The 23820-nt window shown below is 52.7% G+C and carries 14 protein-coding genes; 12 read left to right on the forward strand and 2 right to left on the reverse strand.

Features of this window, described 5'->3' with window-relative positions:
- The first annotated feature begins 87 nt into the window (after nucleotides 1-87).
- From hisS to SK39_RS17890, 10 genes are all read left to right on the forward strand, one after another.
- Nucleotides 88-1362: a histidine--tRNA ligase gene (hisS, locus tag SK39_RS17845; RefSeq protein WP_003835173.1), complete on the forward strand. Its 1275-nt coding sequence runs from the start codon at nucleotides 88-90 to the stop codon at nucleotides 1360-1362.
- A 13-nt stretch (nucleotides 1363-1375) separates the two neighbouring features.
- Complete coding sequence (locus tag SK39_RS17850) at nucleotides 1376-1996, forward strand: YfgM family protein (protein WP_003037727.1); 621 nt, start codon at nucleotides 1376-1378, stop codon at nucleotides 1994-1996.
- A 10-nt stretch (nucleotides 1997-2006) separates the two neighbouring features.
- On the forward strand, nucleotides 2007-3185 hold the full coding sequence (bamB, locus tag SK39_RS17855; RefSeq protein WP_003037730.1) for an outer membrane protein assembly factor BamB: 1179 nt from the start codon (nucleotides 2007-2009) through the stop codon (nucleotides 3183-3185).
- A gap of 117 nt (nucleotides 3186-3302) precedes the next feature.
- A complete protein-coding gene (der, locus tag SK39_RS17860; protein WP_003037733.1) occupies nucleotides 3303-4775 on the forward strand; it encodes a ribosome biogenesis GTPase Der in 1473 nt (490 codons plus the stop codon).
- A 300-nt stretch (nucleotides 4776-5075) separates the two neighbouring features.
- A complete protein-coding gene (locus tag SK39_RS17865) occupies nucleotides 5076-6617 on the forward strand; it encodes a peptide MFS transporter (RefSeq protein ID WP_003037736.1) in 1542 nt (513 codons plus the stop codon).
- A gap of 63 nt (nucleotides 6618-6680) precedes the next feature.
- The gene (locus SK39_RS17870) at nucleotides 6681-7715 is read left to right on the forward strand and encodes a Gfo/Idh/MocA family oxidoreductase (RefSeq protein ID WP_016150754.1); all 1035 of its coding nucleotides are present in this window, start codon (nucleotides 6681-6683) and stop codon (nucleotides 7713-7715) included.
- 53 nt (nucleotides 7716-7768) lie between these two features.
- Nucleotides 7769-7987, forward strand: a complete 219-nt coding sequence (locus tag SK39_RS17875; RefSeq protein WP_003838464.1) for a zinc ribbon domain-containing protein — start codon at nucleotides 7769-7771, stop codon at nucleotides 7985-7987.
- Between the two features lie 205 nt (nucleotides 7988-8192).
- Nucleotides 8193-10391: an intimin-like inverse autotransporter SinH gene (gene sinH / locus SK39_RS17880; protein WP_048217273.1), complete on the forward strand. Its 2199-nt coding sequence runs from the start codon at nucleotides 8193-8195 to the stop codon at nucleotides 10389-10391.
- A gap of 58 nt (nucleotides 10392-10449) precedes the next feature.
- Entirely contained in the window at nucleotides 10450-11406 is a 957-nt protein-coding gene (locus tag SK39_RS17885) for a SinI family autotransporter-associated protein (protein ID WP_003838469.1), read from the forward strand.
- A gap of 133 nt (nucleotides 11407-11539) precedes the next feature.
- Nucleotides 11540-17890, forward strand: coding sequence for an adhesion domain-containing protein (locus tag SK39_RS17890; protein ID WP_048217425.1), 6351 nt, complete (start codon nucleotides 11540-11542; stop codon nucleotides 17888-17890).
- A gap of 31 nt (nucleotides 17891-17921) precedes the next feature.
- Here the strand turns inward: SK39_RS17890 and xseA are convergent, their stop codons facing one another.
- Complete coding sequence (gene xseA, locus SK39_RS17895) at nucleotides 17922-19289, reverse strand: exodeoxyribonuclease VII large subunit (protein WP_048217274.1); 1368 nt, start codon at nucleotides 19287-19289, stop codon at nucleotides 17922-17924.
- 160 nt (nucleotides 19290-19449) lie between these two features.
- Here xseA and guaB point away from each other — a divergent pair, with 160 nt between their 5' ends.
- Together guaB and guaA are read left to right on the forward strand one after the other, a co-directional pair.
- Nucleotides 19450-20916, forward strand: a complete 1467-nt coding sequence (gene guaB / locus SK39_RS17900; RefSeq protein ID WP_048217275.1) for an IMP dehydrogenase — start codon at nucleotides 19450-19452, stop codon at nucleotides 20914-20916.
- Between the two features lie 63 nt (nucleotides 20917-20979).
- A complete protein-coding gene (gene guaA / locus SK39_RS17905) occupies nucleotides 20980-22557 on the forward strand; it encodes a glutamine-hydrolyzing GMP synthase (protein WP_003037760.1) in 1578 nt (525 codons plus the stop codon).
- 99 nt (nucleotides 22558-22656) lie between these two features.
- Here guaA and mscS read toward each other — a convergent pair whose 3' ends face one another.
- Entirely contained in the window at nucleotides 22657-23535 is an 879-nt protein-coding gene (gene mscS / locus SK39_RS17910; protein ID WP_003838477.1) for a small-conductance mechanosensitive channel MscS, read from the reverse strand.
- Nucleotides 23536-23820 lie beyond the last annotated feature (285 nt).

The following is a 23820-nucleotide window of genomic DNA, read 5'->3' on the forward strand; positions in this document are numbered from 1 at the left end:
TTCCCGTGTATGATTGAACCCGCATGGCGCCCGCATTGTTCGGGTTAGCGCTGAGGGTTCATTTTTATATTCATAAAGAGAATAAACGTGGCAAAAAACATTCAAGCCATTCGCGGCATGAACGATTATCTGCCTGGCGAAACCGCCATCTGGCAGCGCATTGAAGGCACTCTTAAAAACGTGCTCGGCAGCTACGGTTACAGTGAAATCCGCTTGCCGATTGTAGAGCAGACCCCGTTATTCAAACGCGCGATCGGTGAAGTCACCGACGTGGTTGAAAAAGAGATGTATACCTTTGAGGACCGTAATGGCGACAGCCTGACGTTGCGTCCTGAAGGGACTGCGGGCTGCGTACGCGCCGGCATCGAACATGGTCTCCTGTACAATCAGGAACAGCGTCTGTGGTATATCGGGCCGATGTTCCGCCACGAACGTCCGCAGAAAGGACGCTATCGTCAATTCCATCAGCTGGGTGTCGAAGTGTTTGGCCTGCAAGGCCCGGACATCGATGCAGAACTGATTATGCTGACCGCTCGCTGGTGGCGCGCGCTGGGTATTTCTCAGCATGTCAGCCTGGAGCTGAACTCGATCGGTTCGCTTGAAGCCCGCGCTAACTACCGTGATGCGCTGGTTGCCTACCTGGAACTGCACAAAGAGAAACTGGACGAAGACTGCAAGCGCCGTATGTACACCAACCCGCTGCGCGTTCTCGACTCCAAAAACCCGGAAGTGCAGGCGCTGCTCAACGACGCGCCTGCACTGGGCGACTATCTGGATGACGACTCGCGCGAGCACTTCGCGGGCTTGTGCAAACTGCTGGAGTCCGCAGGCATTGCTTACACCGTCAATCAGCGTCTGGTTCGTGGTCTTGATTACTACAACCGCACCGTATTTGAGTGGGTCACCAGCAGCCTGGGCTCTCAGGGTACCGTGTGTGCCGGTGGTCGTTACGACGGTCTGGTAGAGCAACTTGGCGGTCGTGCAACGCCTGCCGTGGGCTTTGCTATGGGTCTGGAACGACTTGTTTTGTTAGTTCAGGCAGTTAATCCGGAATTTAACGCAGATCCTGTTGTCGATATATACCTGGTCGCTTCAGGGGCGGACACGCAGTCGGCAGCAATGACGCTTGCAGAACGTCTGCGCGATGAAGTTCCTGGTGTGAAACTGATGACAAACCACGGTGGCGGCAACTTTAAGAAACAGTTTGCCCGTGCCGATAAGTGGGGCGCCCGCGTTGCACTGGTACTGGGCGAGTCCGAAGTGGCTGACGGTACTGTTGTAGTGAAGGATTTGCGCTCTGGTGAGCAAACGGCAGTAGCGCAGGATAGCGTTGCCGCGCATTTGCGCACTTTACTGGGCTAAGGAGAAGGACAGCGTGGAAATTTACGAGAACGAACACGACCAGGTTGATGCGGTAAAACGCTTCTTTGCTGAAAACGGCAAGGCGCTGGCTGTTGGGATCATTTTAGGGGTTGGCGCGCTGGTTGGTTGGCGTTACTGGACCAGCCATCAGACGGAGTCCGCACGCTCTGCTTCTCTGGCGTATCAAAATACGGTAACTGCGGTTAGCGCGGGTAAACCGGACAGCATTCCTGCCGCTGAGAAATTTGCTGCAGAGAATAAAAATACCTATGGCGCGCTGGCTTCACTGGAACTGGCGCAGCAGTTTGTTGACCAAAATGAACTTGAGAAAGCCGCAAGCCAACTGCAACAAGGCTTGGCTGCGACCAGCGATGAAAATCTCAAAGCAGTGATAAACCTGCGTCTGGCTCGTGTTCAGGTTCAGCTTAAACAGGCTGATACCGCGCTGAAAACACTCGAAACCATTAAAGGTGAAGGGTGGGCGGCCATTGTTGCCGATCTGCGTGGTGAAGCGTTGTTGAGTAAAGGCGACAAACAAGGTGCGCGTAGCGCATGGGAAGCGGGTGTGAAAAGCGATGCCTCTCCTGCTCTGAGCGAAATGATGCAGATGAAAATCAATAATTTGTCCATCTGAGAGGGACCCGATGCAATTGCGTAAATTACTTCTGCCAGGGCTGCTTTCCGTTACCCTATTGAGCGGCTGTTCACTGTTTAGTGGCGAAGAAGATGTCGTTAAGATGTCCCCATTACCGGTGGTTGAAAACCAGTTTACTCCGTCTACGGAATGGAGCACCTCTGTAGGAAACGGTATTGGTGATTTCTATTCCAATCTTCATCCTGCGCTGGCGGATAACGTTGTCTATGCTGCCTCTCGCGCTGGTGTAGTTAAAGCGTTGAACGCAGGCGACGGCAAAGAAGTCTGGTCTGTGAATCTGGGTGAGAAAGATGGCTGGTTCTCCCGTGCATCTGCACAGCTTTCTGGCGGTGTAACCGTGTCCGGCGGTCATGTTTATATCGGCAGTGAAAAAGCACAGGTTTATGCGCTGAACACCAGTGACGGTACTACCGCATGGCAGACGAAAGTCGCTGGTGAAGCGCTGTCTCGTCCTGTTGTGAGCGATGGCGTGGTATTGATCCACACCAGCAACGGTCAGTTGCAGGCCTTAAACGAAGCCGACGGCGCCATCAAATGGACCGTTAACCTCGACATGCCTTCTCTGTCTCTGCGTGGTGAATCCGCTCCGGCAACCGCCTTTGGCGCAGCTATTGTTGGCGGTGATAACGGTCGCGTAAGCGCCGTGCTGATGCAGCAGGGCCAGATGATTTGGCAGCAGCGTATCTCTCAGGCGACAGGCCCAACGGAAATCGATCGTCTGAGCGACGTTGATACCACGCCGGTTATCGTCAATGGCGTTGTTTACGCGCTGGCTTATAATGGTAACCTGACGGCGTTGGATCTGCGCAGTGGTCAGATCATGTGGAAACGCGAACTGGGCTCGGTGAATGATTTCATCGTCGACGGTAACCGTATCTACCTGGTTGACCAGAACGATCGCGTGCTGGCACTGACCACCGATGGCGGCGTGACGCTGTGGACGCAAAGCGATCTGCTGCACCGTCTGCTGACGTCCCCGGTATTGTATAACGGCAATCTGGTCGTCGGTGATAGCGAAGGCTACCTGCACTGGATTAACGTTGACGATGGCCGTTTTGTTGCCCAGCAGAAAGTTGACAGCTCAGGTTTCCTGACCGAGCCGGTCTCTGCTGATGGTAAACTGCTGATCCAGGCGAAAGACGGTACGCTGTACTCTATTACGCGTTAATCGTCGCGGCCGCTCGCTTTGAAAAACGGCTCCTGGTGCAGGGGCCGTTTTACTGTTTTTAACAACGGAGCAAAAATGTGCCCGTTGTCTGATGATTTTTTAAATGAGGCTTTAAACATGGTACCTGTGGTCGCGCTTGTCGGGCGCCCTAACGTTGGCAAATCCACGTTATTTAACCGTCTAACTCGCACCCGAGATGCGCTGGTTGCGGATTTCCCGGGTCTGACTCGTGACCGTAAGTACGGTCGTGCGGAAATTGAAGGCCGCGAGTTTATCTGTATTGATACCGGCGGTATTGATGGCACCGAAGACGGTGTTGAAACCCGTATGGCGGAACAGTCGCTGTTGGCTATCGAAGAAGCGGACGTTGTGCTGTTCATGGTGGATGCGCGTGCTGGCCTGATGCCAGCGGATGCAGCTATTGCGAAACATCTGCGCTCGCGCCAGAAACCGACGTTCCTGGTAGCCAACAAAACTGACGGACTCGATCCTGACCAGGCGGTTGTTGATTTCTACTCTCTGGGTCTGGGTGAAATTTATCCGATCGCGGCGTCCCATGGTCGTGGCGTTCTCAGCCTGCTGGAGCATGTTCTGCTGCCGTGGATGGATGACGTTGCTCCGCAGGAAGAAGTCGACGAAGACGCGGAATACTGGGCGCAGCTGGAAGCCAAAGAAAATGGCGAAGAAGAGCCTGAAGATGATTTCAATCCGCAGGATTTGCCGATCAAACTGGCGATCGTGGGTCGCCCGAACGTAGGTAAGTCCACACTTACTAACCGTATTCTTGGCGAAGATCGTGTGGTGGTTTACGACATGCCGGGGACCACGCGTGACAGTATTTATATTCCGATGCAGCGCGATGAGCGCGAATATGTGCTTATCGATACCGCGGGCGTGCGTAAGCGCGGCAAAATTACCGAAGCGGTAGAAAAATTCTCAGTTATCAAAACGCTGCAGGCGATTGAAGATGCCAACGTGGTGATGCTGGTGATTGACGCGCGCGAAGGGATTTCCGATCAGGACCTGTCGCTGCTGGGCTTTATCCTCAACAGTGGGCGCTCACTTGTTATCGTTGTGAACAAGTGGGATGGTCTGACGCAGGAAGTAAAAGAGCAGGTCAAAGAGACGCTGGACTTCCGTCTGGGCTTTATTGATTTTGCACGCGTACACTTTATCTCTGCGCTGCACGGCAGCGGTGTGGGTAATCTGTTTGAATCGGTCCGTGAAGCGTATGACAGCTCCACCCGTCGCGTGAGCACCGCGATGCTGACGCGCATCATGACCATGGCAGTAGAAGATCATCAGCCGCCACTGGTGCGTGGTCGTCGTGTGAAGCTGAAATACGCCCACGCGGGCGGTTATAACCCGCCAATCGTGGTGATTCACGGCAACCAGGTCAAAGACCTGCCGGATTCCTACAAGCGTTATCTGATGAACTATTTCCGCAAATCTCTGGACGTAATGGGCACGCCGATCCGTATTCAGTTCAAAGAAGGGGAAAACCCGTTTGCCAACAAACGCAATACGCTGACTCCGACTCAGATGCGTAAACGTAAGCGTTTGATTAAACACATTAAAAAAAGCAAGTAATCGTTGCTGATGCAGATGAAAACCCGCGCTTGTCGCGGGTTTTTTTTCGTTATTCCAACGTCAACCTCAGCCCGCGCAATGTCAATCACTATTCGTTTTTTACCAAGTTTAAATCTAAGAAAGTAGACAATTGTCGAGTTTTCATCTTAAAGTCCCCCGGTTGGTACTAGACAAAACTACTGCCAGGTTATCAAATGGTTAAATAAATCTTCGCCGCATGTAAAAAATCGACCAGCTACGTAACTGGTCGGCGTACATCGCGGTGTTTACACGCACGACGACATAACTTTCGGGAGAATTATGCAATCCTCTGTTAATCAAAAAGAAAGCCGAACTTTCTTCGGTCATCCTTATCCGCTCGGCTCATTGTTCTTTACTGAGATGTGGGAGCGTTTTTCGTTTTATGGCATTCGTCCGTTACTGATCCTGTTTATGGCGGCTACCGTTTATGACGGTGGCATGGGACTGGCGCGTGAAAATGCCTCGGCGATTGTCGGTATCTTTGCCGGTACCATGTATCTTGCTGCGCTGCCAGGTGGCTGGCTGGCGGATAACTGGCTTGGTCAGCAAAAAGCGGTGTGGTATGGCTCCATCCTGATAGCACTTGGTCACCTGTCGATTGCACTCTCGGCCATCATGGGTGACAACCTGTTTTTTATTGGCCTGATGTTCATTGTGCTCGGTTCTGGCCTGTTCAAAACCTGTATCTCGGTGATGGTGGGTACGCTGTATAAAAAAGGCGATGCGCGCCGTGACGGCGGTTTCTCGCTGTTCTACATGGGTATCAACCTGGGTTCCTTCATCGCGCCATTGATCTCCGGCTGGCTGATTAAAACTCACGGCTGGCACTGGGGTTTTGGTATCGGTGGTATCGGAATGTTGGTGGCATTGCTCATCTTCCGTATCTTTGCCGTTCCGGCGATGAAACGCTACGATAGCGAAGTGGGCCTGGACTCGACCTGGAACAGCCCGGTTGTGAAACGTAATGGTGTGGGCGCGTGGCTGCTGGCGCTGGCAGTTGGTGTAGCAATTGTTGTTACCCTGATTGCGCAGGGAGTGATTGTGATTAACCCGGTCGCGGTTGCCAGCATGCTGGTGTACGTGATTGCCGCGTCAGTTGCGCTTTACTTTATCTATCTGTTCGTCTTTGCGGGGCTGAACCGTAAAGAACGCGCCAGGCTGCTGGTTTGCTTTATCCTGCTGGTTTCCGCTGCGTTCTTCTGGTCTGCCTTTGAGCAGAAACCTACCTCGTTCAACCTGTTCGCCAACGACTACACTAACCGTATGATCGGCGATTTTGAAATCCCGGCAGTATGGTTCCAGTCGATTAACGCTTTGTTCATCATTCTGCTGGCCCCGGTATTCAGCTGGGCGTGGCCAAAACTGGCGAGCATGAATATTCGCCCAAGCAGTATCACCAAGTTTGTCATCGGCATTCTCTGCGCAGCGGCGGGCTTTGGCGTGATGATGCTGGCGGCGCAAGACGTGCTGGCAAATGGCGGCGCGGGTGTTTCTCCATTCTGGCTGGTAGGCAGTATCCTGATGCTTACGCTCGGCGAGCTGTGTCTGAGCCCAATTGGTCTGGCGACCATGACGCTGTTGGCACCGGAAAGAATGCGTGGACAGATGATGGGTCTGTGGTTCTGCGCCAGTGCGCTGGGTAACCTGGCCGCGGGTCTGATTGGTGGTCATGTGAAGGCCGACCAGCTTGATATGCTGCCAGATCTCTTCGCGCGCTGCTCGATTGCGCTGCTTATCTGCGCCGCGGTACTGATCGTTCTCATTGTTCCGATTCGTCGCATGCTGGAGAATACACAGACTAAACCGGCAACTAGCGCCTGATAGCACCTCGATGATGCCGGGGCAGACGTTATGCCCCGGTAATTCAACTTTTGAGGTGAGAACATGCTGTTAGGGTTTGTTGGGCTGGGCGCAGTCGTTGAAACGGCATACTTGCCCGCATTACGTAGCCTCTTCGGTGATTCATTACGCTGTGTGGGGTTTGATGTTCAACCCACAAAACAGCCAGCAGGCGTGACGCGTTGTACGTCGCTCGAAGAGCTGCTTACTCAGCCTCTTGATACCCTGTTCATCACGACCGCATCCTTGCATCACCTTGAGGTGCTTGAACAGGCCCTGGCCTCTCCCATCGCACGTATCGTGGTTGAAAAACCTATTGTCGCCACGCTCTCCCAAATTGAAAAACTGAAAATGCTGCTGGCTCAACCAGGAGCCGCCGACCGTGTACTGGCACTCGACCACTGGATGGCGCGCATCGAAACGGTGAAACGAGGGTTGGTCAGCACTTTTGCCGAGATTGTGAAAATCGAAGGTTTTTTGCAGGAGCCAAGTGGATTTAACGCTGCAGGGGAGCCGATAGCGCTTAACTTTGCCACCGGTGAACCGGACACGCGTGAACTTCGCCACCCGGATGGCGTGATTCTGGATATCGGTACGCACGTGTTAGCAATGCTGCGGGAAACGGTACGGTATCTGGGAGGGAATAATGAGATGGTGCTGCGGTTAGTGAGTGCTAAAGACCGTCTGGGACGTGATATCCCCCAGAGTGACCTGACCACGGCAGAAGGCGAGGCGCATCTTCAGGGGCAGATTAGCGGCATTCCACTGGATATCTGGCTCAACAAATATGCGGGGCCAGCTGGTGGGCAAAAAGGTCTGCGGCTTTATCTGCGTGACGGACGTATTATCAGCCATGACCGACGCGGTACAGAAGATGTACTGGAAGTGATTGACGGCGAGGTGGTACAACGCTGGAGCATTACTGGTACGATTTACGCCCATTGTCTCGCTGAGCAAATTCTGGGAGCGCAAAGTTTGTTTGAACGTTGTCCGCAGGAGGTGAGCCAAACGACACTGCGCAGGCTGGAAGAAGTGGAGTGCCTGTTAACATTGCAGCAGCAGTTACGTGGGCCACATTAAGCGCATGGTGTTAAAATAAAAGCAGCAATACATTTTCTGTATAAGGACACGATATGTCGATTACCTGCCCGGATTGTCATGCAGAGCTGGAGCCGCAAAATGGTGTGGCGCACTGCGAGCATTGTCACAAAGATATTCAACTGGAAGCGCGTTGTCCGGAATGCCATCTGCCACTGCAAGTATTAAAAGCCTGCGGAGCGGTGGATTATTTCTGTCAGAACGGCCATGGCCTTATTTCGAAGAAACGCGTGGAATATAATGTCATAATATAAATTATATTATGAATAATTTTTGCTGATTAATATTTATTATGAATGCTAATCAGCTTTAATCATTATTATTACAAATATTTTATCTTGCTTTGATAATCTGGCTGATTTTTTAGGATTATATTTAGGTTATAAAGGCATTCATTAGGTTGAATCATAAATATAATGTTCCTGTTGTACAGCAACTTTGTTAATACAGGAACATGTTATGGCCCGAAGGGCGCGCTTTGTTATCTTGCTTGTTCTATTCGTTTCTGGTGCAGTTATTGCCGGGGACAATATTGTTGCGCCTGCAGCAACCAATAACATAAGTGAGTCTACGTTGCCCGATCTCGGCAGTGAGTCGGTACTAAAAGAACAGCATAATAACGAAGATCAATCCATTAAAGAGAAAGGTGCCGACTATTTTATTAACTCTGCGACACAAGGCTTTGAAAACCTGACGCCTGACGCGTTGAAATCACAGGCGCAAAGCTATTTGCAAAATCAAATTACCTCCTCCACGCAATCGTATATAGAAGGGTTAATGTCACCGTACGGAAAAGTACGGACAAGTTTATCTGTTGGCGAAGGTGGCGATCTTGATGGTAGCTCTCTCGACTATTTTGTTCCCTTATACGATAACCAATATACATTGATTTTTAGCCAAGTCTCCGCGCAGCGTAAAGAGGACCGGACCATTGGAAATATCGGTTTTGGCTTGCGTCAAAATGTGGGGGATTGGTTACTCGGCGGCAACGCTTTTTATGACTACGATTTTAGCCGTGGGCACCGTCGCTTAGGTTTGGGCACTGAGGCATGGACAGATTATCTGAAACTCTCTGGCAACTATTACCATCCACTTTCTGACTGGAAAGAGTCTGAGGATTTCGAGTTTTATGAAGAGCGCCCTGCTCGGGGATGGGATATTCGGGCTGAAAGCTGGCTGTCATTTTATCCACAGATCGGTGGGAAATTAGTCTACGAGAAGTACTATGGCGATGAAGTGGCATTATTTGGTACCGACAATTTACAAAAAAATCCCCATGCGGTAACCGTTGGTCTCAATTACATGCCTGTGCCGATGGTCACGTTAGGTGCAGATTACAAAGCCGGTACCGGAGATAATGCCGACCTTAGCATCAACGCAACCGTCACTTATCAGTTAGGTACGCCCCTGGCGGCTCAGCTTGATCCGGAAAACGTAAAAATTCAGCGCTCTTTAATGGGCAGTCGTACCGATTTTGTCGAGCGTAATAATTTTATCGTTCTTGAATACCGTGAAAAGGATCCCCTTGATGTTGCATTATGGCTCAAAGCCGATGCGACCAATGTCCATCCTGAATGCGTAATTGAAGACACGCCTGAGTCTGCGGTGGGACTGGAGAAATGTAAGTGGACGATCAATGCGCTTGTCTCTCATCACTACAAAATCATCTCCGCCTCCTGGCAGGCAAAAAATAATGCCAATCGCACATTAGTGATGCCAGTGGTAAAAGCTGATGCCCTCACTGAAGGGAATAATAATCGCTGGAATCTGGTCCTCCCTGCGTGGGTCAACGCGGATACAGAAGCACAGCGTACAGAGTTAAATACCTGGAAAGTGCGCATGACCCTGGAAGATGAAAAGGGGAATAAGCAAAACTCGGGTGCTGTGGAAATTACCGTCCAGCAGGATCGTAAAATCGAATTGATTGTCGATAACGTCGCTGACGCCGATCGTACCGATCATAGCCATGAGGCCAGCGCTTTGGCGGATGGCGTCGATGGTGTTGTGATGGACCTGGTGCTGACCGATTCATTTGGGGATACGACCGATCGTAACGGTAAAGTGCTGGTGGATGAGGCTATGGCGCCTGAACTCTATGACAGCAATGACAAAAAGGTGTCGCTTTCTTCCACCGCTTGTACCGCCGAATTGCCCTGCGTCTTCATTGCCAGCCGTGACAAAAAGGCGGGAACCGTCACGCTCTCCAGTACGCTTCCTGGTACGTTTCGCTGGAAAGCGAAGGAAGACGTCTACGGCGACAGTAACTATGTTGACGTGACGTTTACCGGTGATGCGTTTGATGCGTTGAATGCGCTCATTTATCAAATGAAAACATCTTCTCCCGTTAATTTGAGCGGCAAACAAGATAGGCATCCTGTCGTCAATAATACCTATCGATTTGTACTGTGGCGTGATGCCAATAAAGACGGCGTTTTCCAGATGTCAGAACAACTGGCAGAAGATGAAATGGCGCTTTATGACTATCAATGGGAATTTACCGGGCAAAGCGTGACGGGAAATACCGGAGCACAAGCCAATACCCGCAATGAAGATCTGGTGTTGCCAGCAACAAATAGAGAGGCTGCGCAAAAATTCGCTGCTCATGAGCAGGATGGTATTCAGGGCTATGGCATACGCGTGGTGTATAGCCAGAAATAGTGTCAGCGTAGTGGCTGACCAGCCAGTCGCTGAATGTTGAAGAAAAAGGAGAGTCTTGATGCAATTAGTATTAAAACGGCGGCTGACGAAGGTCGCACTGGCGTTGGCTGTGGCAGGGTATTGTGCTGTGCCTGCAGTCGCGGCTAATGGGAATCTGAAAGCCGGTCAGTGGCAAAGCGCGACAGAAAGTACCGGTACTATTCAAGGGACTATCCCGTGGATTACACGGGCTGCAGATAAAACGGCGGAAACGGATAAAGCACATGTCACGGTGACGATTGACCGTGGTAGTCGAACCGTGGCAACTGAAGGTGACCGGCAGTTTCACGCTGGCGACAAAGTGAAGGTCAACTGGGCTATCGGCGATACGGAAGGTGACCTGGATGCGGATAACACGGCGACCAAAGCGACTGTGCAGTGGATGAGCTATAGCGATCAGAATGGCGGCGATGCACAAGAGATAGGTACAAAAGGCAGCGACACCTATGAAATTCAGGCTGCGGATGCCGATCGCTACATCGGTATTAAAATTACGCCTACCACAACTACCGGCGATCCGAATGTTGCCACAGAATTGCTGCTAAACGATCTGTCGACCAACGCTGGCGGTGGTTCTGACGATGATGACATTCCGGAAGGTCCGGTGGTCGATGAAAATGTCCACGTCGTCATCTACGAGGCGGGTACAACAACCAATCTGTTGGGCACGAGCACCAAACTTAAAACCAACACCACCTATAAAGTGCTGCTGTGGAAAGATAAAAACGCCAGTCGCTCTTACGATGCAGGTGAAGAAGTTACCAGTGATTACAACTACCGCTGGAAATTCACCGGTAACAGTCTGCAGTTGGGTACTGTGGGTGGGATTGTCAACGCTACCTACAACAATAGCGATCTGGTTATTCCGCTTACCAACGCCGAAGCGAAGGCTGCCTTCGATTATGCCGATGGCGTTACCCTCGGCAACGATGGCGTCCAGGGATATGGCTTGTCTATCGACTACCAACGTAAATAAAACCGTGCAAGACCGCTTCCTTAGGGAGCGGTTTTTCCGCGCCCTTTGTTTAGCTCGGGGTTAAGCAAAGTGTGTTGAAACGCGAACACAGAATAAATGGGTAGTGACTGCTCAAGGATGGGGGATCTGGCAGGTGAATAAAGTTTATCGCTCTTTACTGGCGTTAGCTCTGTTAATGGGTGCAGTGCCGGTACTTTCTGCACTAAAAAGTGGGGCATGGCAGGAGTTGCGCACAGCTACGGATGCGATAAACGGCACCCCGCCGACGGCGGACAGCGCGTTCGTTCCGGTTTATCAGGGCAGCGTTGTGCTCTCTCCCGGTGAAGCGCACGCTGTGGCCTTCAGCGCGATGCCCCGCGACTTCAGCGTTGACGATTCAGCCAGCGCACTGCAGTTGGCTAATCCGCTCGATACCGAGGGCGATCTGTTCGCCATACCGCCGCTGCGCTGGGAAAGCGAACAGACGCCCGCTATCAGTTTAGTCTGGGCAGATGCCGCCACACCGGATGAACCGCTTAACCCGCAGCCGGTCGCCAATAAAACGTTCTGTGCGCAGAATATGGCCGGCGGGCATTACGTGGTCTGGCCGCAGCTGGAAGATAGCAGTGCGCTACCCGCGCTTTACCTCATTACGTCGACGGGAACACCGCACAGCAATACGGTTGCTTTAACCGAACAAAAAGTGGCGATTGACGTAGCTACCGCCGTGGGCGAGCCACTGTCACTCAGCGCCGTGCCGATGGACGACACGTTAAAAGCAGCCAAGGTCAAAGCAGGGGAAAGTATCACGCTGACCGTTACCACCCGCGATTGCGCCGGTAACGTGGTGGGCAATACCGCATTTATTATTACCCGCAGCGATGCGCTTAACCGCCAGAACATCGTCAACAATAATGCACCGGTACACGTTGGTGATACGGAACTGACCACCACGGCGACGGAATACCACGGTGTTACGGGCGCTGACGGCAAAGCGACAGTGACCGTCACCCAGGCAAACGGTCCCGGCGTAAAAACTACCCTGACGGTGATGCCGGCAAACAATACGGCGCTAAAAGACAGCGTCGATGTCATTTTCACCACCCTGACCAGCCCGGACAGCGACAAAGCGGCGATGTGGGGGCATATGGAAGAAAGCGCTACGGCAAACGTCGATGGCGTCACCTATACCTTCACGCGTCCAAAACTGACAGCGGAAACCAGTGGCACTAGTGCTACTTTTGCTGTCAGCAATGAAAGCTGGGCGCAGTTTACCTGGGATAGCGCGGATAACCACTGTGCCATTTTGCCGGATGCCGAACAGCTGGTAGCGCTGCGGGCCGCCCACAGCACCGCGGCGGCCTATCCCGGTTGGCCAATTGATACCTACTGGTCGTCCACGAAAGATCAGCTCGATATTTATCACTACGCTACCAGTATGGGGAGCGGGGCGGTGATACGAGAAAGCAACAGTACGGCTTTACTTGTGAGCTGCGTGGATAAAGCGCTGCCTTTAGCGTATCCACAAATCACACTTTCTCCCGATGCGCCATACAAGGCGGAAGTCGGCGAGACGATTGATGTGATAGCCAGCGTGGTTGACCGGAATACCAATAAACCGTTGCCTTATCGCTATCTTGAACTGTTTGTCGACCCCGCCTCTAACCGTAAAGGGGAGCATAAAGATGAGTGGGATAATCTGCGGGTCGTTGTCCGTAGTGATGATATGCGTGCATCGTCCCCGGAACACTATACCGGGGTAACGGACGCGAACGGTCAGGTACATTTGTCGTTAAGTCATGACAGTGGGGTAGGGGTAGAAACGCCGATCCGCATTGTGATGGCGGATGATGAAGGCGCAAGCATCACGTTCTCCTTTAATGTGATTTTTACGGTGATAACCAGCCCGGACGTTGACGGGGCGAATATGTATGGCCATATGCAACGGGGTATTGTGGAGAAGGGTAATCTCTACAAGCGTCCGCTATTGGCGTTCGAAACAAGTCATAAAACCGGTCAGCAAAGTGAAAATAGCGAAGAATGGGCCACCTTCGATTCTCTGATCTCTGCCACGAATCAGTGCGGCGCAGGTCAAGTCCCCGACACGGGTTCTCTTGAAACGCTCTACAGCGCACATCCTGATAATAAAATCCTGACAGAACACGGCTGGCCGACGGCGTCTGATGCTTATATGGCCGATGATGCCACGCAGATGGCGTACTTTAATCTGGACGATGGTAGCAAGGGGGTCGGTGGCTCAGCCCACTATCTGACCTGTTCAGCCAATGAAATGGTGGCTCAACTGAGTGTCTATTTCAATGACGATGTCTCGTTACGCCTGCCCGTCGCCAAAACAGGCGAGCAAATCAAAATGAACGTCCATTCACAAAATGCGTTGAACGGAGCAACGATAGCGAATGTGAAGTTTTCAGTCACCATTGGGCTCGGCAAAAATCGCAGCGGGATGACCACCGGCTTTACTGACCCAAGTCAGGGGGAATTGCTATTTGACAGCGTTGCCTATGGCGCGGGTACATCTTCAATGACGTATGAGGGGATGACGGATGCGAACGGTGACGCGCAAATTATTCTTGCGCAGCCACGCGGCGTGGGGTTAATCACACCGCTAAGCGTAGTACCGATTGATTCACTGCTGAACTCGCCTATCTCGCGTAGCGTGAAGTTTACCGTTCCGACAAGCCCGGATACGCCAAAAGCCCATATGTGGGGGCATATGGCGGACGTCATAACAGTGGATAATCTCACGTTTGAACGCCCGAAACTGGCGGCAGAGTCAGGGGCAACCCGAACCCAGGATGAAGCGAATGAAACCTGGGCTCGCCTCACACATGCCGATGCGCTGGGAAATACCGCAGCCGGGGGATGTGCGCTTAATCGTCTGCCACGTATCGACCAGCTTACCACTTTGTACAATGCCAACAATGACGGCGAGATACATACGGTTGCCGGATGGCCTGTGGGGCTGGACTACTGGTCCGTCACGTACGCCAGCCAGTCCAGCTGGCAACAGATATCGTTGTCGGGTGGAGAGGTGACGGCGGGGGGCGATGTTTCGGATTACGTCAGTTGCCTGACCAGCGATAACCCGGCGGCGGCGTCCATCACCATTGAACCGGTGGATGCGTCGCAGTGGTATGACAACAACGTTAATAGTGTACATGCGGTAAGAGTGAAGAAAGGCGAGACGCTACAACTGAAGGTCACGGTGAAAGACGCCAATGGAAACCCTGTGCCGCAAGCGCCTTTTGTCATGAGCCGTGGTGATGGTTTTACCCGACAGAATGTTAAACATGCCGCTGGCAGCGGTGATGGTATTGTGTCGCCGGTGGTCATTGACGGCGAATCTGTTAACGACACGGCGACGAAAATCGGCGGCCTGACGGGCGTGGACGGCAGCAAAATCATCAATGTGACCCGCCCGGATACGCATGGCACTAAAGTGGCGATAACGGCGGCGCTGTACGGCAATGCCAGCGTGAGTGCCAGCCTCGACACCATCTTTACGGTGGTCACCAGCCCCGACTCGGACAAGGCGACGCTGTGGGGGCATATGACGGACACGCTGACGGCGGCAGACGGTACGAGCTACCACCGGCCGCAGCTGTACGGGGAGTTAAGCAGCACCAACAATGTGGCGAGCTATACGGAAGATAACGAGGTGTGGGCCGGGTTCTATGGGCCTGATAGCGGTAAGAGCAATCCGGACAGTTGCGCCAAAGGCTACTATCCCACGGTCAGTTCGCTGGATTCTCTGTACAGTAAATATCCTGACAGAAGTATCAAAACAGTGCAGGGCTGGCCTATTGACCGTTCTTACTGGAGCGGCACCTACAGTAGCTCGTTCTCGACTGAAACGTTCTCACGTTATTCGGCAGTTGACCTGGACGATGGCAGCCATCAGACATTATCCGCGACGGACGCTAACGGGAGACAGTACCAGATTTGTTCGGATACGCAGACGGCGCAGGCGGTATTGATTACGCTCACGTCAACGCTGACGCAGGATGCCACTGCGCAGGCGGTGAAGGTAAAAACGGGCGATACCATTCCACTGCTGATCACCACCACCGATGCCGCTGGCAACCCGGTGGGGAATATCCCATTTACCCTTAAACGTGACAAAGGAACAGCCCGTACCACTACTTATACCACCTGGAGTACGCCAACGATGCAACTGACGCAGAGCGGGCAGGCGTCGCAGAGCTGGAGTTTCAACGGAACATACTACGGCGTGACGGGCGCAGACGGTACGCTGGCTGTCGATTTGGCTGAGAGTAGTGGGCCAGGCGTCAAAAACGTGCTGACCGCCGGTCTATATAACAGCACAACGGTTACTGCGTCGCTGCCTGCGGTGTTTACGACAATCACCAGCCCGGACAGCAATAAAGCCAATATGTGGGGCCATATGCCGGAAACCTTCACCGCCAGCAACGGCACTGAATTTATGCGTCCCAGACTTATGGATGAGCTGGATTCAGCCACTGATACGACTGCCGTTATAGAGAATAATGAAAAGTGGTATACGGTGAAAAACATCGAGAAAGGACGTGGCGCCTGCGCAATGAACCGGATGCCGCGAGCCGCTGATTTGACCTCATTGTCTCAAGGTCATCCGAATGGCGCGTTAGCGACAGATTTAGGCCTCCCGATGATAACGTCGAAATCATGGTGGGCGGGTGATATGGCGATAAAAAGTCAAACCTCGCTGGCGTATCAATATATGAGTCTGAAGACGGGTGTTATCAACACGAACTCAGCATCGACCGTAAGTAATGTTGCACAATTGTGTCTGACCACGGCGCATGAGTCGTTCATCTCCCTTGACTCCAGCGCGTGGAATGAAGAAAAACAGGCTTTTGTGGCGAAAAAAGGCGAGGCGATACCGGTAACCGTAACCGTGACGGACGCAGCCGGCAGGCCGCAGGCGAATACGGTTGTGAGGGTGATGCGCGGCTTTTCATCCTCCCGCAGCAATACATCGGTATCCACCAGTGCGGCAACCATGACGCTCACCCCCACTTCGCCATTGGGGACGGTACTGACCAACTTCACTGGCAACAGTAGCTTGTATGAAGCGACCGGTGAGGATGGTATGTTGCAGTTAACATTAAATCAGGACAATACCACCGGGCTGAAAACGACTATTACCGCCAGCCTGGCAAGTGACAGCCTGGTGAAGGCCAGCAAAGACACCACCTTTACCGTCATTACCAGCCCTGATGTGGCGTCAGCAGATTACTGGGGGCATATGCCGGAGACGGTGCCGGGACCGGATAACGTTGTTTATCAGCGTCCCCACTTGCAGGCAGAAGCACCGTCGGGGGTAGGTTATCTCCTGTACAATAACGAAAAATGGGCCGCGCCGACGCCTGGGCAGGTGCTTTCGACGGATAAATCCGTATGCGGTATTGCGTTTACGCCGATGATGAGCGACCAACAGGCGCTGTATCAGCGTTATCCTCATGGTACGCTGGAAGCGCAGTATGGCTGGCCGGTGAAATCCGATCAGCTCTGGTGGCCGGCTGATTTAAAGTCAGGAAATGCCTATCACACTCTGAACCTGAATACTGGTCAGGTATCCAAGCAGACGAATTCCTCAACGAAAGAGATGCAGGCTTGTCTGGTTGACGCGCGTAATATCCCTGGCTTAATCACGCTGACCTCGACGGTGATGGATGTGGCGAAAGCAGCAGCTGTAGTGAAGAAAGGCGAAGTTATTCCGCTGACGGTGACGGTGAAAGACCGCGCTGGTAATCCAATGCCAAATGAGCCGTTTACCCTGAGTCGATCTGATGCGGAAAGTCGGAACGGTACTGCATACACAGTGAATGGCGCAGACGATTTAACATTGCAGGCGCTGTCTCCTTCGTTGTCAACGACATCAATGACGACAACCAGCGTCGTGTTTAGCGGTGTAACTGGGGCTGACGGTACGGCAACCTTTACGGTGCGCCAGGATGCGAGCCTGGGGTTAAAAACGGCGCTAACGGTTACCGCGACCAATGATGTGTTGCTAGCAACCACCTCAACGCTTGACGTGATATTTACCGTAATAACCAGCCCGGACAGCAACAGCGCCGCTATGTGGGGTCATATGCCGGACACTCTAAGTGTTGATAGCATAACGCTACACCGGCCGCTGCTGTATAGGGAATCCCCTGGAGCAACGGACCAGAGGACGGATAATTATGAATCATGGGCCGGTGTCTATTCTCGAGATACTGGTACTGGCTATGATATGAGCAATAACTGTGGTGGGGTGGCCTATTTCCCGGAAAAAAGTTTACTGGAGAAAATGAGAGACGAACAGATAGCAACAGCTAACGGATGGCCTGTGTCTGTACTGCGTTATGTGAGCCGTACACCTTCGACGTATAACTATTGCGAGGTTTCGTTAAATGAAGGGGGCATCACAAATTGCCCAACAACCCCGACGGGGTCGAATTCGGGCGGGATAGGCTATGGGGCCTGTATTGTGCCGTAAATGCTCACATAGAACGAGGCAAGTAAGAACGTTATTGCGACCGGCGTGGCTTTTTAGTTGGGGTAATGTTGTGAACTTCGCTGGTAATCCAGCCGTCCTCCAGTCGGGTGGTCAGTAGATCGCCCGCTTTCACCTGTTTTACTTTTTTCAGCACCTCTCCATTCTGTGCGGTGGAGACGCTATAGCCGCGCGCTAACGTTGCCAGTGGGCTGACGGCTTCCAGATGGGTGACCGCGTTGCCGAAACGCTCGCGCTGCTCGCTTAGCCGCGCACGGATATTTTCCGCCAGTCGATATTCCAGTTGCTGCACCCGTGACTGCGCGCGATGAATGCGCGGCTGTGGGCTCTGCTGGTTCAGCCGCTGCAGCATGCGCTGCTGACGCTGATTGGCCTGTTTAATTTTATTCTCAAGTGCGAAGTTCATTCTCTGACGCAGTCGTTCCAGCACGGTCTGCTGACGGGCCAGACGCAGCTGCGGATGCTGCTGTTGCAAGCGGTGATTAAGCTGGGTAAATCGGCGAGTTCGGTTGGCGAGATAGTAATCCATCGCCATTTCCAGACGTTGTTGACCATGCTGAATTTGACGCAGCAGTTCGAGCTGATTACGGCTGACAATTTCTGCGGCCGCCGACGGCGTTGGCGCGCGCAGGTCGCCGACAAAATCGGCAATGGTCACATCGGTTTCATGGCCGACGGCACTCACCACCGGAATGCGGCTGGCAAATATCGCCCGTGCTACGCGCTCGTCGTTAAAGCTCCACAAATCTTCCAGCGAGCCGCCGCCGCGCCCGACGATTAATACGTCACACTCGCCACGGGCGTTTGCCAGCTCAATTGCGCGCACAATCTGCCCCGGCGCATCGTCGCCCTGGACAGCGGTTGGATAGATAATAACGGGCAGGGAAGGGTCGCGGCGTTTCAATACGTGGAGAATATCGTGTAGCGCTGCTCCGGTTTTCGAGGTGATCACCCCGACGCAGTGGGCCGGTGAGGGCAGCGTTTTTTTGAACTGCTGATCGAACAGCCCTTCATCCTGCAGTTTGGCCTTCAGTTGCTCATACTTCTGTTGCAACAGACCTTCACCCGCAGGCTGCATGCTCTCAACAATTATCTGGTAGTCCCCACGCGGCTCATACAATGTAATGTTGGCGCGCACCAGCACCTGTTGCCCGTGCTGCGGGCGGAACGTTACCCGGCGGTTGCTGTTGCGAAACATCGCGCAGCGAACCTGAGCGGTGTCATCTTTGAGCGTGAAGTACCAGTGACCGGAGGACGGCTGAGTGAAATTGGAGATTTCACCGCTGATCCACACTTGCCCCATTTCCTGCTCAAGCAGCAAACGAACCGTCTGATTCAGGCGGCTTACGGTAAAAATTGAGGTGGTCTGAGAGGATAACATGTGAGCGGGATCAAATTCTAAATCAGCAGGTTATTCAGTCGAAAGTAACATGCTCACAGAGGAGCGCAAGGTTTTTTTGCAAAAAAGTGTGGATGCAATCGGTTACGCTCTGTATAATGCCGCGGCAATATTTAATAACCTCCCAGGTGAGATATTGCCCATGCTACGTATCGCAAAAGAAGCCCTGACGTTTGACGACGTCCTCCTCGTTCCCGCTCATTCTACCGTTCTGCCGAATACTGCTGACCTCAGCACCCAGTTGACGAAAACCATTCGCCTGAACATTCCTATGCTCTCCGCAGCAATGGACACCGTGACGGAAGCGCGCCTGGCAATTGCCCTGGCCCAGGAAGGCGGCATCGGTTTTATCCACAAAAACATGTCCATCGAGCGCCAGGCTGAAGAAGTTCGCCGCGTGAAAAAACACGAATCTGGCGTGGTAACTGACCCACAGACCGTACTGCCAACCACTACTCTGCGCGAAGTGAAAGAACTGACCGAGCGTAACGGCTTTGCAGGCTACCCGGTGGTGACTGAAGATAACGAACTGGTCGGTATCATCACCGGCCGTGACGTGCGTTTTGTGACTGACCTGAACCAGCCGGTTAGCGTATATATGACGCCGAAAGAGCGCCTGGTTACCGTTCGTGAAGGTGAATCACGTGAAGTGGTGTTCGCTAAAATGCACGAACGTCGCGTGGAAAAAGCGCTGGTTGTTGATGACAGCTTCCATCTGCTCGGTATGATCACCGTTAAAGATTTCCAGAAAGCCGAACGTAAACCTAACGCCTGTAAAGACGAGCATGGTCGTCTGCGCGTGGGCGCTGCGGTTGGCGCGGGCGCAGGTAACGAAGAGCGTGTTGACGCGCTGGTTGCCGCGGGCGTTGACGTACTGCTGATTGACTCCTCTCACGGCCACTCTGAAGGCGTACTGCAGCGTATTCGTGAAACTCGCGCTAAATATCCTGATCTGCAGATTATCGGCGGTAACGTTGCTACGGGCGCAGGTGCTCGCGCGTTGGCTGAAGCTGGCTGCAGCGCTGTTAAAGTGGGTATTGGCCCTGGCTCCATCTGTACTACCCGTATCGTGACCGGCGTCGGTGTTCCGCAGATCACCGCCGTTTCTGATGCCGTTGAAGCGCTGGAAGGCACCGGTATTCCGGTTATCGCCGATGGCGGTATTCGTTTCTCCGGCGACATCGCTAAAGCGATTGCTGCTGGTGCTGCCGCAGTGATGGTTGGTTCCATGCTGGCGGGTACTGAAGAATCCCCGGGCGAAATCGAACTGTACCAGGGCCGTTCTTACAAATCTTACCGCGGTATGGGTTCTCTGGGCGCGATGTCCAAAGGGTCTTCTGACCGTTACTTCCAGAGCGATAACGCCGCTGACAAACTGGTCCCGGAAGGTATCGAAGGCCGCGTAGCCTATAAAGGCCGCCTGAAAGAGATCATTCACCAGCAGATGGGCGGCCTGCGCTCCTGTATGGGGCTGACCGGCTGTGGTACTATCGACGCGCTGCGAACGAAAGCAGAGTTTGTACGCATCAGCGGTGCGGGTATTCAGGAAAGTCACGTTCACGATGTGACCATCACCAAAGAGTCCCCTAACTACCGCATGGGCTCCTGATAAGTTTCCGCGCCCGGCTATATGCCGGGCGAATTTGTTTCACTTGCCTCGGAATTAGCGTCAATGACAGACAATATTCATAAACATCGCATTCTCATCCTCGATTTTGGCTCGCAGTACACTCAGCTGGTTGCACGTCGCGTACGTGAACTGGGCGTCTACTGTGAACTGTGGGCATGGGATGTTACGGAAGCACAAATTCGCGAATTCAACCCAAGCGGTATTATTCTTTCCGGTGGCCCGGAAAGTACCACTGAAGAAAACAGCCCGCGTGCGCCGGAATACGTTTTCAATGCGGGCGTGCCGGTGTTCGGCGTGTGCTACGGCATGCAGACCATGGCAATGCAGCTCGGTGGTCATGTTGAAGGTTCTAACGAACGTGAATTCGGCTATGCGCAGGTTGAAGTGCAGACCGACAGCGCGCTTGTCCGCGGTATTGAAGACTCCCTGACCGCAGACGGCAAACCGTTGCTGGATGTGTGGATGAGCCACGGCGACAAAGTGACTGCCATTCCGGAAGGTTTCGTGACCGTTGCCAGCACCGACAGCTGCCCGTTTGCTATCATGGCGCACGAAGAAAAACGCTTCTATGGCGTGCAGTTCCACCCGGAAGTTACCCACACCCGTCAGGGCATGCGCATGCTGGAGCGTTTTGTGCGCGATATCTGCCAGTGTGAAGCGCTGTGGACGCCGGCAAAAATTATCGATGACGCCGTTGCCCGCATTCGTGAGCAGGTTGGCAATGACAAAGTTATCCTCGGTCTGTCCGGTGGCGTTGACTCCTCTGTGACTGCGATGCTGCTGCACCGTGCAATCGGAAAAAACCTGACCTGCGTGTTCGTCGACAACGGTCTGCTGCGCCTGAACGAAGCCCAGCAGGTAATGGATATGTTTGGTGACCATTTCGGCCTGAACATCGTTCACGTTGAAGGCGAACAGCGTTTCCTCGACGCGCTGAAAGGCGAGAACGACCCGGAAGCGAAACGTAAGATCATCGGCCGCGTATTCGTTGAAGTGTTCGACGAAGAAGCGCTGAAGCTGGAAGACGTTAAGTGGCTGGCACAGGGCACCATCTACCCGGACGTGATCGAATCCGCGGCATCTGCCACCGGTAAAGCGCACGTTATCAAATCTCACCACAACGTGGGCGGTTTGCCGAAAGAGATGAAGATGGGGCTGGTTGAGCCGCTGCGTGAGCTGTTCAAAGACGAAGTGCGTAAGATTGGTCTGGAGCTGGGCCTGCCGTACGACATGCTGTACCGTCACCCGTTCCCGGGACCGGGGCTGGGGGTACGTGTGCTTGGCGAAGTGAAGAAAGAGTACTGCGACCTGCTGCGTCGCGCGGATGCTATCTTCATTGAAGAACTGCACAAAGCTGACCTGTACAACAAAGTCAGCCAGGCGTTCACCGTGTTCCTGCCGGTACGTTCCGTTGGCGTCATGGGCGATGGCCGTAAGTACGACTGGGTTGTTTCCCTGCGTGCAGTAGAAACCATCGACTTTATGACCGCGCACTGGGCACACCTGCCGTATGATTTCTTAGGCCGCGTCTCTAACCGTATCATTAACGAAGTGAACGGCATTTCCCGCGTCGTTTATGATATCAGCGGTAAGCCACCGGCTACCATTGAGTGGGAATAATAGCCCTTTCTGTTAGCGGTTTCTGAACCGGTAATATGTAAAAAAAAACCCTCTTTTTATAGAGGGTTTTTTATTGCGCTCATACCGAAGCGCTGTGAATTAATCAACCAACTGTAGCTGGGGTTGAGATTGGGGGGCTACGTTCTCAACGCGAATATCCATCTGCGGATACGGCAGGGAGATATGGTTGGCGTCCAGGGCTTCTTTAATGTTTTCCAGCAAATCGTAATAGGTATTCCAGTATTCGATGTTGGGCACCCATACGCGGACGTAAAAATTCAATGCTGAAGCGCCCAGTTCGCCCAGACGAACGGTTACCCCACGTTGCTTATCGATGCGGGTATCCTGATCGATAATATGGTTAATCACGCGCTTAACGTCAGCTATCCGGCTCTGATAGCCGACGCCAATCACCAGATCGATACGGCGGAAAGGGTGGCGGGAATAGTTAATGATATTGTCAGCGATGATCTTACCGTTTGGAATGACCACTTCTTTGCTGTCGGCGGTGAGCAGGGTGGTGGAGAAAATATGTACCTTTTCCACCGTTCCGGTGACTGCCCCAATTTGTACCACTTCTCCGGCGCGGAATGGACGCAGGGAGACCAATAGTACGCCAGCGGCAAAGTTGGAAAGCGATCCTTGTAGCGCGAGTCCAATGGCCAACCCGGCGGCACCAATGACGGCAATAATGGAGGATGTTTCGATACCGACGCGACCCAATGCGGCAACAACGGCAAAGGCGAGGGTAATGTAACGTACCAGCGCGGTGAAGAACTGGATAATGGTTCGGTCAACTTTACGTTTTAAAAGTAATTTTTCCAGACCACTGGAGATCAGGCGAGAGACAAATTTACCGACAAACAGTAAAATTACGGCGGCAACGATATTCCAGCCGAATTGAATAACCGCATCGCTGTGTCCAGCGATCCATTCAAGACCGCTGCTTATTTTCGGAAATAATGAAAAACCACTCATGGTATTACCCTGTAGAATTTAAAATGGTAATGATTCAAATAAGCATTTAATTTCATACATAATATTAATGCTTTCACCTGTGATATTTTCTGGTGATATTAATTGACGTCTATTTGAACACAGTGTGTCTTTTTATACCCAGTAAATCGGAGCGTAAAAATGAGCGCGAATGGTGCAGTGAAGTGAGATTAAAAGATTGTGAATTTGTGCGAAAAACACGGTCTGTTATCGGATAACTCCGTGCGTGTGGTGGGTAAGGCAACGTATTTTTTCATCACTCAAATC

Source organism: Citrobacter sp. BIDMC107, assembly GCF_001037575.1.
GTDB classification, from domain to species: domain Bacteria; phylum Pseudomonadota; class Gammaproteobacteria; order Enterobacterales; family Enterobacteriaceae; genus Citrobacter; species Citrobacter freundii.